Origin of the sequence: Rhodothermus bifroesti (assembly GCF_017908595.1) — a bacterium.
GTDB classification, from domain to species: Bacteria; Bacteroidota; Rhodothermia; order Rhodothermales; family Rhodothermaceae; genus Rhodothermus; species Rhodothermus bifroesti.
The window spans coordinates 291,413-305,988 of record NZ_JAGKTL010000002.1; the positions used below are offsets into that span (position 1 = coordinate 291,413).

At 55.4% G+C, this 14,576-nt stretch carries 13 protein-coding genes; all 13 read left to right on the forward strand.

Features of this window, described 5'->3' with window-relative positions:
• Position 1: 1 nt before the first annotated feature.
• The 13 genes from J8E65_RS05020 (at position 2) to J8E65_RS05080 (ending at position 14,576) form a co-directional block, all read left to right on the forward strand.
• Complete coding sequence (locus J8E65_RS05020; RefSeq protein WP_210374304.1) at positions 2 to 913, forward strand: sulfotransferase family protein; 912 nt, start codon at positions 2 to 4, stop codon at positions 911 to 913.
• A 3-nt stretch (positions 914 to 916) separates the two neighbouring features.
• Positions 917 to 1,870 (forward strand): sulfotransferase domain-containing protein, encoded by a 954-nt coding sequence (locus J8E65_RS05025; protein ID WP_210374306.1) that lies wholly within the window; start codon positions 917 to 919, stop codon positions 1,868 to 1,870.
• A gap of 83 nt (positions 1,871 to 1,953) precedes the next feature.
• The gene (locus J8E65_RS05030) at positions 1,954 to 3,192 is read left to right on the forward strand and encodes a glycosyltransferase family 4 protein (RefSeq protein WP_210374308.1); all 1,239 of its coding nucleotides are present in this window, start codon (positions 1,954 to 1,956) and stop codon (positions 3,190 to 3,192) included.
• 258 nt (positions 3,193 to 3,450) lie between these two features.
• Entirely contained in the window at positions 3,451 to 4,389 is a 939-nt protein-coding gene (locus J8E65_RS05035; RefSeq protein WP_210374309.1) for an NAD-dependent epimerase/dehydratase family protein, read from the forward strand.
• A 47-nt stretch (positions 4,390 to 4,436) separates the two neighbouring features.
• Positions 4,437 to 5,456 carry a glycosyltransferase family 2 protein gene (locus tag J8E65_RS05040; RefSeq protein ID WP_210374311.1) on the forward strand — a complete coding sequence of 340 codons (1,020 nt, stop codon included), beginning with the start codon at positions 4,437 to 4,439 and terminating at the stop codon, positions 5,454 to 5,456.
• 23 nt (positions 5,457 to 5,479) lie between these two features.
• The gene (locus tag J8E65_RS05045; protein WP_210374313.1) at positions 5,480 to 6,232 is read left to right on the forward strand and encodes a sulfotransferase family 2 domain-containing protein; all 753 of its coding nucleotides are present in this window, start codon (positions 5,480 to 5,482) and stop codon (positions 6,230 to 6,232) included.
• A 5-nt stretch (positions 6,233 to 6,237) separates the two neighbouring features.
• The gene (locus tag J8E65_RS05050) at positions 6,238 to 7,308 is read left to right on the forward strand and encodes an NAD-dependent epimerase/dehydratase family protein (RefSeq protein ID WP_237181675.1); all 1,071 of its coding nucleotides are present in this window, start codon (positions 6,238 to 6,240) and stop codon (positions 7,306 to 7,308) included.
• Positions 7,269 to 8,453 (forward strand): glycosyltransferase, encoded by a 1,185-nt coding sequence (locus J8E65_RS05055; protein ID WP_210374317.1) that lies wholly within the window; start codon positions 7,269 to 7,271, stop codon positions 8,451 to 8,453. The genes J8E65_RS05050 and J8E65_RS05055 overlap by 40 nt, the downstream gene beginning before the upstream one ends.
• 4 nt (positions 8,454 to 8,457) lie before the next feature.
• Positions 8,458 to 9,609, forward strand: coding sequence for a glycosyltransferase family 4 protein (locus tag J8E65_RS05060; protein ID WP_210374319.1), 1,152 nt, complete (start codon positions 8,458 to 8,460; stop codon positions 9,607 to 9,609).
• Positions 9,606 to 10,745, forward strand: a complete 1,140-nt coding sequence (locus J8E65_RS05065) for a glycosyltransferase family 4 protein (protein WP_210374320.1) — start codon at positions 9,606 to 9,608, stop codon at positions 10,743 to 10,745. Before J8E65_RS05060 ends, J8E65_RS05065 begins: the two co-directional genes overlap by 4 nt.
• 115 nt (positions 10,746 to 10,860) lie before the next feature.
• Entirely contained in the window at positions 10,861 to 12,309 is a 1,449-nt protein-coding gene (locus J8E65_RS05070; protein WP_210374322.1) for a hypothetical protein, read from the forward strand.
• Positions 12,309 to 13,415: a hypothetical protein gene (locus tag J8E65_RS05075; RefSeq protein WP_210374324.1), complete on the forward strand. Its 1,107-nt coding sequence runs from the start codon at positions 12,309 to 12,311 to the stop codon at positions 13,413 to 13,415. The genes J8E65_RS05070 and J8E65_RS05075 overlap by 1 nt, the downstream gene beginning before the upstream one ends.
• 6 nt (positions 13,416 to 13,421) lie before the next feature.
• Positions 13,422 to 14,576, forward strand: a complete 1,155-nt coding sequence (locus tag J8E65_RS05080) for a glycosyltransferase family 4 protein (RefSeq protein WP_210374325.1) — start codon at positions 13,422 to 13,424, stop codon at positions 14,574 to 14,576.

Genomic DNA, 14,576 nt, shown 5'->3' on the forward strand with positions numbered 1-14,576 from the left:
TATGGAGCGGGTCCCTGACTTTTTTATCGTAGGAGCGGCTAAGGCAGGTACCACTTCCTTATATGCTTATCTAAAGGCGCATCCACAAATTTTTCTGCCTGAAACAAAAGAGCCGCGCTATTATGCGTATGAGGGTGAGCGGCCTGAAGACTTTGAAGGACCAGGAGCGGCCCGACTGATTCAAAGCATCATTAAAGACAAAGCAACCTATCGTAAGCTTTTTGAAAATGCTGCTTCCGATCAGATTATAGGGGAAGCCTCTCCAGCTTATCTCTATAGCCCTATAGCGGCCGAGCGTATAGCTCAAGACAATCCAAATGCCAAGATCATTGCCATCCTTAGAAATCCTATTGAGCGCGCCTATTCGCATTTTTTAGATAACGTAGGCAATGGGTGGGAGCCGTGTACCGATTTTGAACAGGTGATTCAGGCCCAACGCCGTGGGGAGCGTGCCCGTTGGTGGCGAAAGTGGGACTATCTTGGGCATGGCTTTTATGCCCAGCAGCTTATGCGTTATATGACGCACTTTCCTCCCGAGAACATGAAAATCATCCGCTACGAGCATTTTCGGGATGATCCGGAGCGCGTAGTTCGGGATTTGCTGGGCTTTCTTAAGGTAGATTCTGAGGTCGAGCTTCCTGTAGATCAGCGTTATAATGTTTCGTGGGTACCCCGCTGGCGCTGGCTGCAGCAGGTGTTTGGTCAACCTCGGGGGCTTAAAAAGGTAGTTCGGTCTGTGGTGCCTTCTGAAGTCCGGCGGTGGTTGCGCCATCGCTTGGAAGTCATAAACCGACATCGTCCTCCGATGTCGCCTGCAGCACGCAGGCTGCTTTTGGAGATTTATCTCCCCGAGATTGAGGCCTTAGAGCGGCTACTAGGGTGGGATTTAAGCGATTGGAAGCGACCGGAATAAAAGATGCTCTACGTTTATTTTGGCCATCATAAGTGTGCTTCGACGTGGATTCATGAAATCCTCGCACAGGTGTGTCGTGAGGCTGGGTTGCGCACCCGGCTGCTGGTAGATCCCCTAACGCCCTATGCGCATGGCCCGTTGACGGACTACCGTCGGCAGGATATTTCCCGAGAAGCGTTGGGGGAGTACCTGAGCAAGGCTAAAGTAGATTTTGCCTTTTGTATTACGGCCGATCGGAGGCATGTCGACGGTTTGGGAGAAGTCCCGTTTCGCGGATTCCATGTGATTCGAGATCCTAGGGATATTATCGTCTCGGCCTATTTTTCACACCGCAACAGTCACCCAACGGAAGGGCTGCCCCATTTAGCCGAACACCGGCAGCGGCTGCAAGCGGTCTCCAAGGAAGAAGGGTTGCTGCTAGAGATGGACTTTTCGGCCCAGGAAATTCGAGACTTAGCAGAGTGGCCCTATGGGCAGGAGAACATTCTGGAACTGAGAATGGAAGATCTGATTGCCCGCCCCTACGACGGATTCTTGCAGATCTTCGAGTTTCTAGGACTCATGGACTGGGAGGGCGACTATCTGGCCCGCCGGCGGATTAGCCGGTTTGTGCAGCGCATGTTGAACCGGCTGAGTTTCCGGCATCCTATGCTTGGTTGGCTTCGGCGGCCGATGCAGGTCACTGGGGAGGTATTGCTGGGACGGGTTTACGACCATCGATTCGAGAAAAAGGCCGGTCGTCGGCCTAAAGGGCAAGAGGATCCGAAGAGCCATTACCGAAAAGGCCAGCCTGGGGACTGGCGCAATCACTTTACTGAAGTGCATGTGGCTGCCTTTAAGGAAAAGTTTGGCGACCTGGTGGTGCGCCTAGGATATGAGTCCGATCATAACTGGGGGCTAGAGCCAAAAGACCCAATACTTGGGTTTGAAGGGGAGGCAGGCAGGTCGCGTGCCTAGGACAAGTGGTTAGCGTAGTCAAACAGCTAAGGGGGATGCTCAGGCCTCTGTCTTAGATAGCACTTGTGGGGTTTTGAAAGACCATGCGTATTCTTTTTGTTGCGCAGCGGTATCACCCTTGTGTCGGCGGGGTAGAAACGCAAACGCGACTGGTGGTGCGCGAGCTGGCCCGGCGAGGTCATGACTTGAAAGTGGTGGCCACTACGTTGCGAGAAGCTCGGCTGCCGGTGCGGTTGCGGGTGCTCGGCGACAGCTTGCTCCTGCCCGATGGAGCCTCTTACAATGATGAAGGCACACCTGTCCATGTGCTTGCGCCGAGCCTTTGGGACCGGTTGCGCATGCTACCGATAGCTGTGCGGGCGATGCCGTTTTTGGCGCGCCAATACCACATTTTACGTCGCTTAGGCTATCCATTTTTTCGGAGCGTTTTTGCTCCGAAGCTGCGTCCCTTTATTGCCTGGGCCGATGTGGTGCACTCGGTGGCAGGCAACTACTTGGGTTGGACGGCGCAGGAGGTGGCTCGGGCGCTAGGGCGTCCGTTTATCGTGACGCCTTACGTCCATCCGGGGCAATACGGCGATGGTCCCGATGATGCCCGACATTGGCAATTGGCCGATGCCGTGTTGGCCCTGCTGGAAACCGATCGTAAGGTGCTCATCGAGCGCTTACGCGTGCCGGCTGAAAAGGTGCATCTCTACGGAGTAGTACCTCTGTTGCCCGAACAAGCCGATGGTGCCGGTTTCCGGGCGCGGCATGGACTAGGCAAAGCGCCGCTTGTGTTGTTTGTGGGCCGCATGAACGACTACAAGGGGGCGCCTGCGCTGGTGCAGGCAGCATCGCTGGTATGGGAGACCAGGCCAGACGTGCACTTTGTCTTTATTGGGCCTGCCTCAGAAGACGAACGGCGTATTTTTACAGGCGCTGATGCCCGGCTGCACTATCTAGGCCGCGTGAGCGATCAAGAAAAGGCCGATGCCTACGCTGCCTGTGATGTGTTTTGCATGCCTTCACGGCATGAAATCTTACCCGCGGTGTACCTCGAAGCCTGGAGCTACGGCAAGCCAGTGGTTGGAGGGCCAGCCCCGGGTTTGTGGGAGTTGATTGAAGGCAACCAAGCGGGGATCGTGGTAGCACAGCAGCCAGAGGCCATCGCAAAAGGATTATTGCAATTGTTGCAAGCCCCGGATTGGGCTCGGCACTTGGGGGAAAACGGTCGCCGATTGGTACAGCAGCGGTATACCCGTGAGGCACTGGTGGACACGCTAGAGCAGATTTATAGCGAATTGCTTGTCCGGTTTGCAAGCCCGCAGATCACGCGCTAAACCAACAGACGAGGAACGCCACCGCCTATTCCAGCAAGCGTGGGTCGTTTTTGCGGGGGCTATTGGAGATAGCTCGGCGGGCTGACCTAGCCTGGGTTGGCAGGTATCCCAAAACACAAGGCAGCATTGCGCAAAAAGATACCTGATAAATGCGCCAAAACACCCCATGCGTTGCTGAAAAAGAGCGTGCGCCACAACCATGGGAGATGGCTAAACTTTTTCTTGAGCACTGTTAGTTTAGACTGACTGCGGGGTTTTATGAAGAAGATACTGATCACGGGTGGGGCAGGCTTTATTGGGCGCTGGGTGGTGGCGTACGGTTTGCGCAAAGGGTATCGTGTGGCCGTCTACGACAACCTGCAAGCAGGTTCACTGGACCACCTGATCGAATTTGCGAACCGGGTCGATTTCTACAAGGCCGATATTCTGGACGCACCTACGCTGGGTGCTGTAATGGCTGAGGTGCGTCCAGAGATCGTTTTTCATCTGGCTGCGCTCCACTTTATTCCCTACTGTAACGCGCATCCGCAAGAGACGCTGCGCGTCAATGTTGAAGGTACGTACAATGTGCTCGAAGCGGCTGCGCAAAATGGGGTGCGCACAGCTGTTGTGGCTTCTAGCGGAGCGATTTATCCCAGCGTGGCCGGCCTGATCCCTGAGACCCTCTCGCCGGCACCGGTTGATGTTTACGGACTCAGCAAGTTGCTTGCCGAGCAGGTAGCTGAGCAATTTGCGCGTACAACCCGCATGGCCTGTATAGCTGCGCGCTTGTTCAACACCTACGGGCCTTTTGAAACCAATCCCCATCTGATTCCACACATCATCGCAGCGCTCCAACGAGGACCAGTGGTTGAACTGGGTAATATCCACACCAAGCGCGACTACATTTATGTCGAAGACGTAGCACGGCTGCTGATTGCGTTAGGGGAGCGGGTAACCGAAGGCTACGAGGTGGTCAATGTGGGTACTGGACAGGAATACTCGGCGGAAGAGATCGTTCAGACGCTTGCAGAGCTGATGGGGCAAGAGATCGAAGTCCGGATTGATCCTGCCCGAGTGCGTCCGGTAGATAAGCTCCATCAGCAAGCCGATACAACGCGCTTACACAAGTTGACCGGGATGCTTCCCACCATAACGTTGCGGGAAGGATTGACGCGGCTGTTGCAGCACGAAGGCTTGCTAGCGCGGGTAGGGTAGCCCTTACTAGGAGAGGGTAGCTTTGGGCGTGGAAAGTGCTGGATTTGATGAAGCGGAAAATAAAAAAAGCGGCGACGCTGATTTGCCTGACGCCGGTGCGTAATGAAGCCTGGATCTTGGAGCGCTTTCTCCAGTGCGCTTCAACCTGGGCGGATTACATTGTGATCGCTGATCAGCAATCCACCGACAACTCCCGCGAGATCGCCCGGCGATTCGAGAAGGTGGTTTGGGTCGACAACCCATATCCTGCTTATGACGAAGGCGCGCGGCAGCAGCTATTGATTGAAACTGCGCGCCGCTTGCCAGCGAGCGGTCGGCGCATTCTTATTGCTTTGGATGCAGACGAGATGTTTTCGGCCAATTGGATGGAAAGCGAAGAGTGGCAACGTCTGCTCACTGCGCCGCCGGCTACCGTGCTTTACTTTCAATGGGTGAACATTGGTCCAGAGGTATCTTGTGCTTGGGTTGACCCGTCCTACAAACCCTTTGGCTTTGTCGATGACGGTTCGCCACATGAAGGACGGCCAATTCATGGCCCACGGGTTCCAGTACCTGCGCATGCCTCAGCGTTGCATTTTAAGGAAATCAAGGTATTGCATTACCAGTATGCCGATTGGGAGCGTATGCGCAGCAAGCAGCGCTGGTATCAAGTTTGGGAACGGCTAAACGATCCCAAAAAGCGTCCGGTGACCCTTTTCCGCCAGTATCATCACATGGAGGCAGCCATCCGGCAAGCTGGGCCAGTGCGGCCAGAGTGGCTGGCAGGCTACGAAGCCCTAGGCATCGACATGCGGTCAGTTCAGCGGCAAAACGCTTATTACTGGGATGATGAGGTCTTGCAGTGGCTGGTGCAATACGGTCCAGAGCGTTTTCGGAAACTAAACATCTGGGATCAGGACTGGGCGGCTCTGGCTGCGCAGAGAGGGTTTTCCCTTAATGGCCAGCTTCGCGATCCCCGTACCCCTTTGGAGAAAGCAGTGCACGCTTGGCTAAAGGCAACGCAGGGGAAGAGTCATAGGCTGCACATTCGAGCAGTGCAAAAACTTCTTCAACTGCTGGGATGGTAGCCTTTGGGTCGACATATGGCCAGATGTCGCTGTCGGCGTTAGGCCGCAAAGATGTGTTATACTTTTTTGTCCATGTGCAAAAAACGGCCGGTACGTCCTTTCTGCAGCGTGCGGTTTATTCCAATTTTGCACCCGAGGAAATTTGCTCGGGAGTGCGCATACGCACTTTTCGAAAAGCGCTTAAGCCTTCACACCGTTTTGCCCATGGCCATGTGGCTTATGGGCTGCATTGGCTAACGCGACGCCCAGTAGTCTACCTGACATTTTTGCGGCATCCGGTTGATCGGGCTATTTCGCATTACTATTTCATTCGGCAGTGTGACCCGCGTCTTTGCCGGCATGATCGCTATGAGGCAGCTACGTTAATGGATTTAGTGACCTTTTATCGGCAGCCGCAATTTCGTAACGAGATGACCATGATGCTTGCCGGCATTTTCTGGCATAAGCTGCAAGCTTACCTAGCGCATCCTGCTTTTGGGCAGCGGGCACTTCGCCAGGCTTGCTTTAATCTGCGTCATCGTTTTGCCTGCTTTGGGCTGCAAGAGCGCTTTGAAGATTCCTTGCAGCTTTTTGCGCACACGCTAGGATGGCGCATGCTGCCCCAGGATGTGCGACTTAAGCAAACGCGGGCGCGGCCGAAGCTTGAAGAAGTGCCTTTTGCGCTTTATCAGGAGTTGGCCAGGCTAAACGACCTGGATATGGTGCTGTATCGTTATGCCTGTCGGTTTTTTGCCGAGCGTATGCGGCAACGGATTCCCCTAACCTTTACGTCATGAAAGCTATGCGTAAGCTGCTTGTTACAGGTTCATCTGGCCTCATTGGTTCAGAGGTGGCCACGTATTTTGCACATCGAGGTTGGGAGGTGCATGGGGTAGACAACAACCTGAGGGCTTTCTTTTTTGGGCCGGAGGGAGACACGCGCTGGAACCAGCGACGGCTTGAGGCGACACTCCCGCGCTTTACCCATCACGAACTGGACATTCGAGATCGCCAGGGTGTGCTTGAGCTCCTCGAGACGCTGCGGCCCGACGCCATCGTGCACACGGCTGCCCAACCTTCGCACGACAAAGCTGCGCAGATTCCCTTTGAGGATTTTGATGTAAACGCTGTAGGTACACTTAACCTGCTGGAGGCCACGCGGCGCTACGCGCCTGAGGCGGTCTTTGTGCACCTATCGACCAACAAGGTCTACGGCGACGCGCCAAACGAACTGCCCCTTGTGGAGCTGGAAAAACGCTGGGACTATGCCGATCCAGCCTACTATAATGGCATTCCTGAGACTTTCCGGATTGACCAGTCGAAACATTCGATTTTTGGGGCATCAAAGGTGGCGGCCGACATTATGGTCCAGGAGTATGGGCGCTACTTTGGCCTAAAGACCTGCTGCTTGCGGGGCGGCTGCCTGACCGGTCCGAACCACTCGGGGGTAGAGCTCCATGGCTTTTTAAGCTTCCTGATCAAGTGTAACGTGACCGGTCGTAAGTACACGATCTATGGCTACAAGGGCAAGCAGGTGCGGGACAACATCCATTCCTACGACGTCGCTCGTTTTATCGAGTGTTTTATTGAAGCACCCCGGGTGGCAGAAGTATACAACTTGGGTGGAGGGCGAGGAAATAGCTGTTCGATTCTGGAGGCTTTTGAAATGATCGAGGCTATCTCAGGGCGAAAAATGATCTACGACTACGTCGACAAACCACGTGAGGGAGACCATATTTGCTATATTTCAGACCTAACGAAGATGAAGACGCACTATCCCGAGTGGGATATTACCAAGACCCTCCCAGAAATTTTTGAGGAAATCTATCGCGGATGGATCGCGCGCGAAAAAATGCACCGCAAGGTAGCCTGATTGTCTTTGTACAACCGTTTGGGTTACGGGATAGCAGTGGTGGGGGGCGCATTCTGCGGGCTTTACTTGAAAAGGCGCCGGTACCGTTTTTGAGCATTTGCACCAGTGTGCGGCCACCGGCGCCGCCACCTTTTGGGCAAGAGGTGCATGTGCCCCCGCGCCCTTTCTTTAGACGTCTTGAAGCCACCCGATTTGCGCGCTATTTGCATTGGGTGGCCGAGTGGCGTCGCGCGGTCTTCGAGCAAGCCTTAGAGCGCGTCATTTTAGAGGCCGGAGCAACGGCAATTCATGCCATTCCCCATGGTGCAGATTTCTGGTATGCGTATCAGATCGCTGAGCGGCATGGCTTACCTTATGTGCTGAACGTGCATGATGACCTGCGTTATAACCTAGCGGGGCACCCCAAGCTCCATTTTTTGATGGAACGGCTCTCCTACGTTTGGCAGCGTGCTACAGCCCGTATTGTGATCTCAGAGGCCATGGGCGAAGCCTATAGTCAATGGTTTGGGCGTCTGCCTTATGAGGTCATTACCGACGGGCTGCCCGACGCGCTACCTGAAGGTCCACGGCCGCACCCAGAAAATCGGGCTGTGGTTTACTTTATGGGTGCTTTGCATCTCTCTTATCATGCTAATTTTCGGGTGTTAGCTAAAGCCCTCGACCAGTTGCAGGCACGCCGGCCCGGTTGGCAGATTGCATTGGTTACGCGGGGTAGTCGTTTGCCTGCCTATCCGCGGCGCGTCCAAACCCAGGAGTTGCCTTATGCGCCGGAGGCTGAAGTGGCTCGCGATTTGGATCGTGTGGATTTGCTCTATCTACCGTTGCCCTTTGGCGAGCAGTATGCGCCGTTTACACGCTATAGCCTATCGACCAAACTGGTGACGTATTTGGGAAGCGGCTTGCCTATCCTGTATCATGGGCCGGCCGATGCGGCAGTGGCGCGGTTGCTTTCGCGTTACGAAGCGGCGGTTCAGGTGCACAGCTTGGAGGCAGCACGCCTTGAGCAGGCTATTGAGCAAGCACTACAAGAACGTGCGCGCCTTGTCGAAGGCGCACTTCGCTTAGCCCGTGAGCGGTTCCTCCTTTCGGACCAACGGGAACGGTTTTGGCAGCTGTTACTCAGTGTTGAGCGCGTCTGGGCATAGTCCTATGCGTGTCGATTTGCTTTTTCCGGTACTTCCTCCTCGTTTAGATGGTATCGGCGATCATACAGCACGTTTGGCTGCTGCGCTGGCAGCTGAAGGTGTAACAGTTCGCGTGTTGACCGCACAGCCGGAGTGGATACCTATCCCTGGGGTAGAGGTGGTTCGGGCTTTTGCCTATCCGCCTCGACGGGGCATCAGGGAGCTCGTAAAGACCGTGGTGAGCGAACCTCCCGATTGGCTTGTGGTGCAGTTTAACCAGTTTAGCTATGGGCGCTGGGGGCTTAATCCTTTTCTGCCGAGGGTGCTTCGGATATTGCAGCGGCAGTGCCCTGCGCTACGCTTAGCCGTGATGTTTCACGAAGACTTTGTGCCGCCTACAAACTGGAAGAATCGCATTTTTCGTGTTTGGCAGCTCCCTCAATTTTGGGCACTAGGAAGACTGGCCGACGTCGTTGCTTTTTCGATTCAACCCTGGGTAGAGGCTTATCGCTTTTGGTTTCCCAAGGCCTATGTGGTACACTGGCCGGTAGGGTCGAATATCTCTCATGTCGGCTTTAGCCGTGAGGAAGCCCGCAAAAGGTTAGGCATTGCTCCGGAAGTGTTTGTGGTTGGCCTGTTTGGCACGCTGCACGTTGCCCGACTGATTGACTACGTTGCAGCCGCGTTGCAGCAGCTCAAAACGCTACCCGTGCCTGTGGAGCTGCTCTACGTAGGTCCGCACGGGGCAATGCTTCAGGAGCGGATGCAAGGGGTATTGCTACGTGATGCCGGTGCTTTGCCAGAGGAGGACGTTTCCTGCCATTTGTCTGCAATGGACCTGTTACTGGCGCCGTTTATCGATGGGGCTTCAACGCGGCGCAGTTCGCTGATTGCTGGATTGCAGCATGGGCTGACCGTAGTGAGCACCGATGGGCCCTTGACCGACCCTATGCTGCGCGCTGTGCATGGCAAGGCCCTTTGGCTGACACCGGTGGGTGATCGTGCCACCTTTGCTCGGGCAGTGCTCGAGCTAGCGCAGCAGCCGGCCTTACGCGAGGCATTGGGCAAAGAAGCCCGCGCGTTTTACGCTACGCATCTGGACTGGCCTCGTTTAGCCCGTCGCGTGCTCAAAACTCTGAGCGTAGCTGCACGGCTTGCTCATCAGGTGGCTTCATGAAGGTCGCGATTCTCATGCCGTTGGCTGAGCAGCGCGGGGGTGCTGAGCAGCTATTGCGGCTATTTCTTCGGCATGCCCCAGGAACTCCGGATAGGTGGCCCCTTGTGTTTTTTGAAGAGGGGTCCCTTGTAGAAGAAGCTCGGGCGCAGGGATATCCGGTACAGGTACTCTGGGCCGGACGGTTGCGGCAGCCCGTTCGGTATTGGCAAACGGTCAGAGCGCTTGCCCGGATGTTTCGGCAGGAAGGAATTACCTTGGTGTTGAGTTGGATGAGCAAGGCCCATCTCTACGGAGGTATAGCCGCCCGACTGGCTGGGATTCCAGCGCTATGGTTTCAGCATGGCATACCGACGCTGGATTCTTGGATGGACCGGTGGATTACACGGGTGCCGGCTGTTGGCGTGCTGGCCTGCTCGCAAGCAGCTGCTGAGGCGCAACAGCAGCTGCGTCCGGTGCGGCAAACAGCCGTCGTGTATCCTGCGGCTGATCTGACAGCGTTTGATCCTGATCGGCTGCCTGCACCAACCGAAGCGCGAAGGCAGCTCGGGCTACCTGAAAAGGGGCCCCTAATCGGTATGGTTGGGCGCCTGCAGCGTTGGAAAGGTATGCATACGCTTGTTCAGGCCATGCCACGTATCCTGGAAAAGCACCCCGAAGCCCGGGCCTTGATTGTCGGTGGGCGCCATGATTTGGAGCCGGATTACGAATCCTGGCTGCGCACCTTGATTGTCCAGCTTGGCTTGTCAGATCGGGTTTGGCTAGCAGGATTCCAGGCGAACGTTCCCCTTTGGATGCAGGCAATGGATGTGGTAGTACACGCCTCAGACCGGGAGCCCTTTGGCTTGGTTGTGGTCGAAGCCATGGCGCTGGGCAAGCCTGTTGTGGCCGGGGCAGAAGGGGGACCCCGTGAGATCCTTACTGAAGGTATAGATGGTTTGCTGGCCCCTTATGGGGATGCTGAAGCATTGGCCCGTCAGGTGTTGCGCTACTTGGACGATCCAGTGTTTGCCCAAAAAGTGGGGGAAGCCGCCCGTCGTCGTGCGCGTGATTTTGGTCCAGAGGCTTTTGCACAGCGGCTCGCGCAAGTCCTCTATGCATTTATCCCGCGGATTGCGCCGAAAGCGCATACGGTATAGCAGATAAAGCGAGAACCCTCAAGGTGCTCTGGATGATGCATTGCAGCGCTAAGTGCTGCATCTTGTAAGCTGCCATAAGGCTGCTTAGCAGGGTATAACTACAGGTCCAAAACAGATGGAATGGACACAGGCCATAGGGGGATCGGTAGCGCGGACTCTTCCCTGGCGTAGGGCACTAGGCGTGGGTTTGATAGGCGTGTTGGGGGTAGGCGCTGTGCTGTACCTTTTGCTGACCGGACGGGGTCGACTGGCTATGACCCTGGTGTTTTTAGAATTGTTTGTGGCCATGGCCACTGTTAATGTCCGGGCAGCCATTTTGGCGGTATTTACTTATCTGATAATCTTAGGTGATTTGCGCCGGCTTTTAATTCCGGTGTTTGGCTGGTCGGGCACCGATCCGCTTTTGATGGTGGGGAGTGTATTTGCTTTGGTGGTGACGGCAGGTGCGTTGGTCAATCGGGAAATCCGCTTCGATACCAAGCTAGCGAAGTGGACCCTGGTGCTCATGGCCATCATGGTGCTGCAGATTTTCAATCCTAAGCAAGGCGGGTTGATGGTAGGCCTGGCGGGAGCCATGTTTCTCATCGTCCCAATCTGCTGGTTCTGGGTAGGGCGCACCTATGCCACGCTAGCCATGGTACGTACGCTGCTTTACGGACTGGTGGTGCCCCTAGCCCTGGTGGCGGCAGCGTACGGGACGTACCAGGTATTTTTTGGTTATCTGCCGCATCAGCAGCATTGGCTGGAGATGAACTGGTATGCTGGGTTAGGCGACCCAAACAATCCCGCTCCGATTTCTCTGTTTGCTTCGAATACAGAATACGGCAAGTTTATCAGTATTGGTGCTGTGCTAGCATGGGCAGCCTTTTTGCGGGGAAATCGGGGCGCAGGTCTGCTGGTACCGCCGCTGCTGATCGCGATAGCCTTAACCGGCAGTCGAGGTCCCTTGTTTTTTTCCTTAGCAATGATGGTGGGGCTTTGGGCAGTGCTCGCCCGTACGACAGCGACTTGGGTACTACGGGGTGCACTGGCTGCTGTACTGGCCGCTTCGGGATTGGTGTGGAGCTTGACACAGGCCTCGCAGCTTGACCTGGATCCGCATGTGCAAGCCCGTTTGAATCGGCAGGCTCAAGAGTTTATCCATGCCCGTCGGGGCGATGAGGAATACAGCTCAGCCGAAAAGCACTTTACCATGATGCTTGGTGGGTACCTTTATCCTTTGCGGGAGCCATTGGGCTTAGGCATTGGCGCGGTGACCAAAGCCGCGGTTAAGTTTGGCGGTCGTAGCTATAATACGGAGACGCATCTGGGTAATAGTTTTGTAGCCTTGGGATTACCAGGAGGCATTGTCTATCATGTGGTTATAGTCTTATTGGTGCTTACCGCGTTCCGATACTGGATGCGTACCCGTAGCTTAATCGCACTGGCCTTGCTAGGCGTGCTTGGCGTAACTATGGCGAACCTACTGGCGGGGGAGGCTTATGCCGTAGGACCGCTTGTAGCTTTTTGTGCCGGTGCGGTAGATCGATTGGCTTTGTCAAATCGGACTGAGAGGGATGCCTGATGGGCTGTCGGCCGAATCGCTATTTTCGCTGTTTGGGTTACCGTGAGGTGCCTGAGCCGCTGGATCTTGATAAGCCGCCGAAGCGGCCTTCCTATCTGCATCGCGTGTTGCAGGTTGTTGAACAAGAGCTTAAAGATGAGGGACTGACGTTTTACGTGACCTGGAAGCTAGATGCGCTACCTGAATACGGAAACCATGTGGTTCCCATTGTGATGGGGGATGAGTGGAGCCAGATCCCGGCCTATGTGGATCGTGTGTTGGTGACGTTTAAGTGTTATGGCATTTATCCCCAACTGGCCGCAAGGCCACTCCGAAAGCCTTCTTACTTAAATACGCTTCTGCTATTGCGACATCTGCGTGTGCTGGCCCACTGGTTGCCGGGTGCGTTACGATATGCTACTCGTTACCTGCAACTTCGCCTTCAGGGCAGATCCATGCCCCCGGTTTATGATTTACCCTTAGGGTATGGAAACCAGCTAGCGTTGCCCGTGCAGCCTATCGAAACGCGACCGATTGATATATTTTTTGCAGGTAGTGTGGAGCAGGGTTTCCCTAGGCGCTTTTGGACACCCCACCGCTGGCTGCCAAGCCCCAAACGGGTTTCTCGCCTGCGCATGCTTCGGGTCTTGGAAAGTTTGCAGCGTCGCTTTCCGGAGCTGCGTATATGGGTGCACACCAACACCCGCTTTGTGCTCAATGCCCTGGAATACGGACTAACTACCCATGGGGAGGTACTGGATACCGAAGCCTACTCGCAAATGCTGATGAATAGCAAAATTTGCTTGGCTCCCCGAGGTACATCGGCTGATACCTTTCGGTTATTTGAGGGACTGCGGTATGGGTGCATCGTAATTACTGAGCGCCTGCCTAAGCGGTGGTTTTATCAAGATCTGCCGGTTGTTCAGGTAGACGACTGGTGGGAGCTTCGGGAACGCATACCTGACTTGCTGCGCGATGCGGGTTGTATGCAGCAGCTCTCTAAGGCTGCGCAGCACTGGTGGCAAACTGTGGCTTCAGAGGAAACGGTTGGGCGGTGGATGGTACAAAAAATTCGTGCGCAGCAGGCAATGCAAAAGGCCTTGGCTGTAAAGCTTGTAGAAGTATAACCAGCGATGCATGTAGCTATTATTACGCACAACGTCTTCCCTGGCGATGGGCAGGGGCGCGTAAACTATGAGCTAGCGCGCTATTGCTTGATGCGAGGCGCTACGGTCACGCTTTTTTGCGACAAGCTGGACCTGACGCTGCGCGAGATGGGTGCTTCGTGGGTGCCCCTTCATACAGGTTTATTGGGCGAGGCCGTCGACCTCTACAAGGTTTGGCGTTTCCGACAAAAGGTCGATCGGGTGATTGCCACCATGGATCACATGTTTGATGTGATTTTGGGTTGTGGCGTAGTCATGCGTTTCCCGCACACGATCAATGCTGTGCATTTTGTGCACGGCACTTGGATGCGTTCCCCCTACCATCCAGCCCAGCAGCATCGGGACTGGCGGGCACGCTACCAGGGACTGTTCACCCGGCTGAATGCGGCCTGGGAGCTTGAGACCTTTGCGCAGGCCCAGTGCATTGTAGCCGTCTCAGATATGGTGCGCGACGAGTTGATGGCCATCGGTGTGCCTCCAGAGCGTATTGAGGTGATCGTGAACGGAGTGGACCTAGAGGAATTTCATCCCGGACGGGCTGACCGTACTCGGCTAGGATTGCCCGAAGGCGTGCCCTTGGCCCTGTTTGTGGGCGACATTCGCTCGCCCATCAAAAACCTGGATGGCGTGCTGCATGCGCTCCAGCAAGTGCCTGGGTTACATGTAGCCGTGGCTGGAAAGCTGCCCGGGAGTCCTTATCCTGCGCTGGCAGAGCAACTGGGCGTAGCCGATAGGGTTCACTTCCTTGGCTTTCGCCGGGATATCGCCTCGCTGATGCGGGCTGTGGATTTTTTTGTGCTGCCCTCTCGGCGTGATTCATGCCCCCTGGTGTTGCTTGAGGCAATGGCCAGCGGATTGCCGGTTGTGGTTTCTCGGCAGGTGGGAACGGCTAACCTTGTAGGCCAGGCAGGCTTTGTTATCGACAGCCCCGAAGATCACGAAGCGCTGGCTCAGGCGATGGGGGCGCTTGCGCGCGACCCAGACCTACGGCAACAAATGGGGTTAGCTGCGCGAGCCGTAGCTGAGCAACATAGCTGGGACCAAATGGCCAACCAGTATGCGGCATTGTTTGAGCGCTTGACCGGGAAGACATTTCCTCTGCCTGCCCTCTATGCGGTGTGA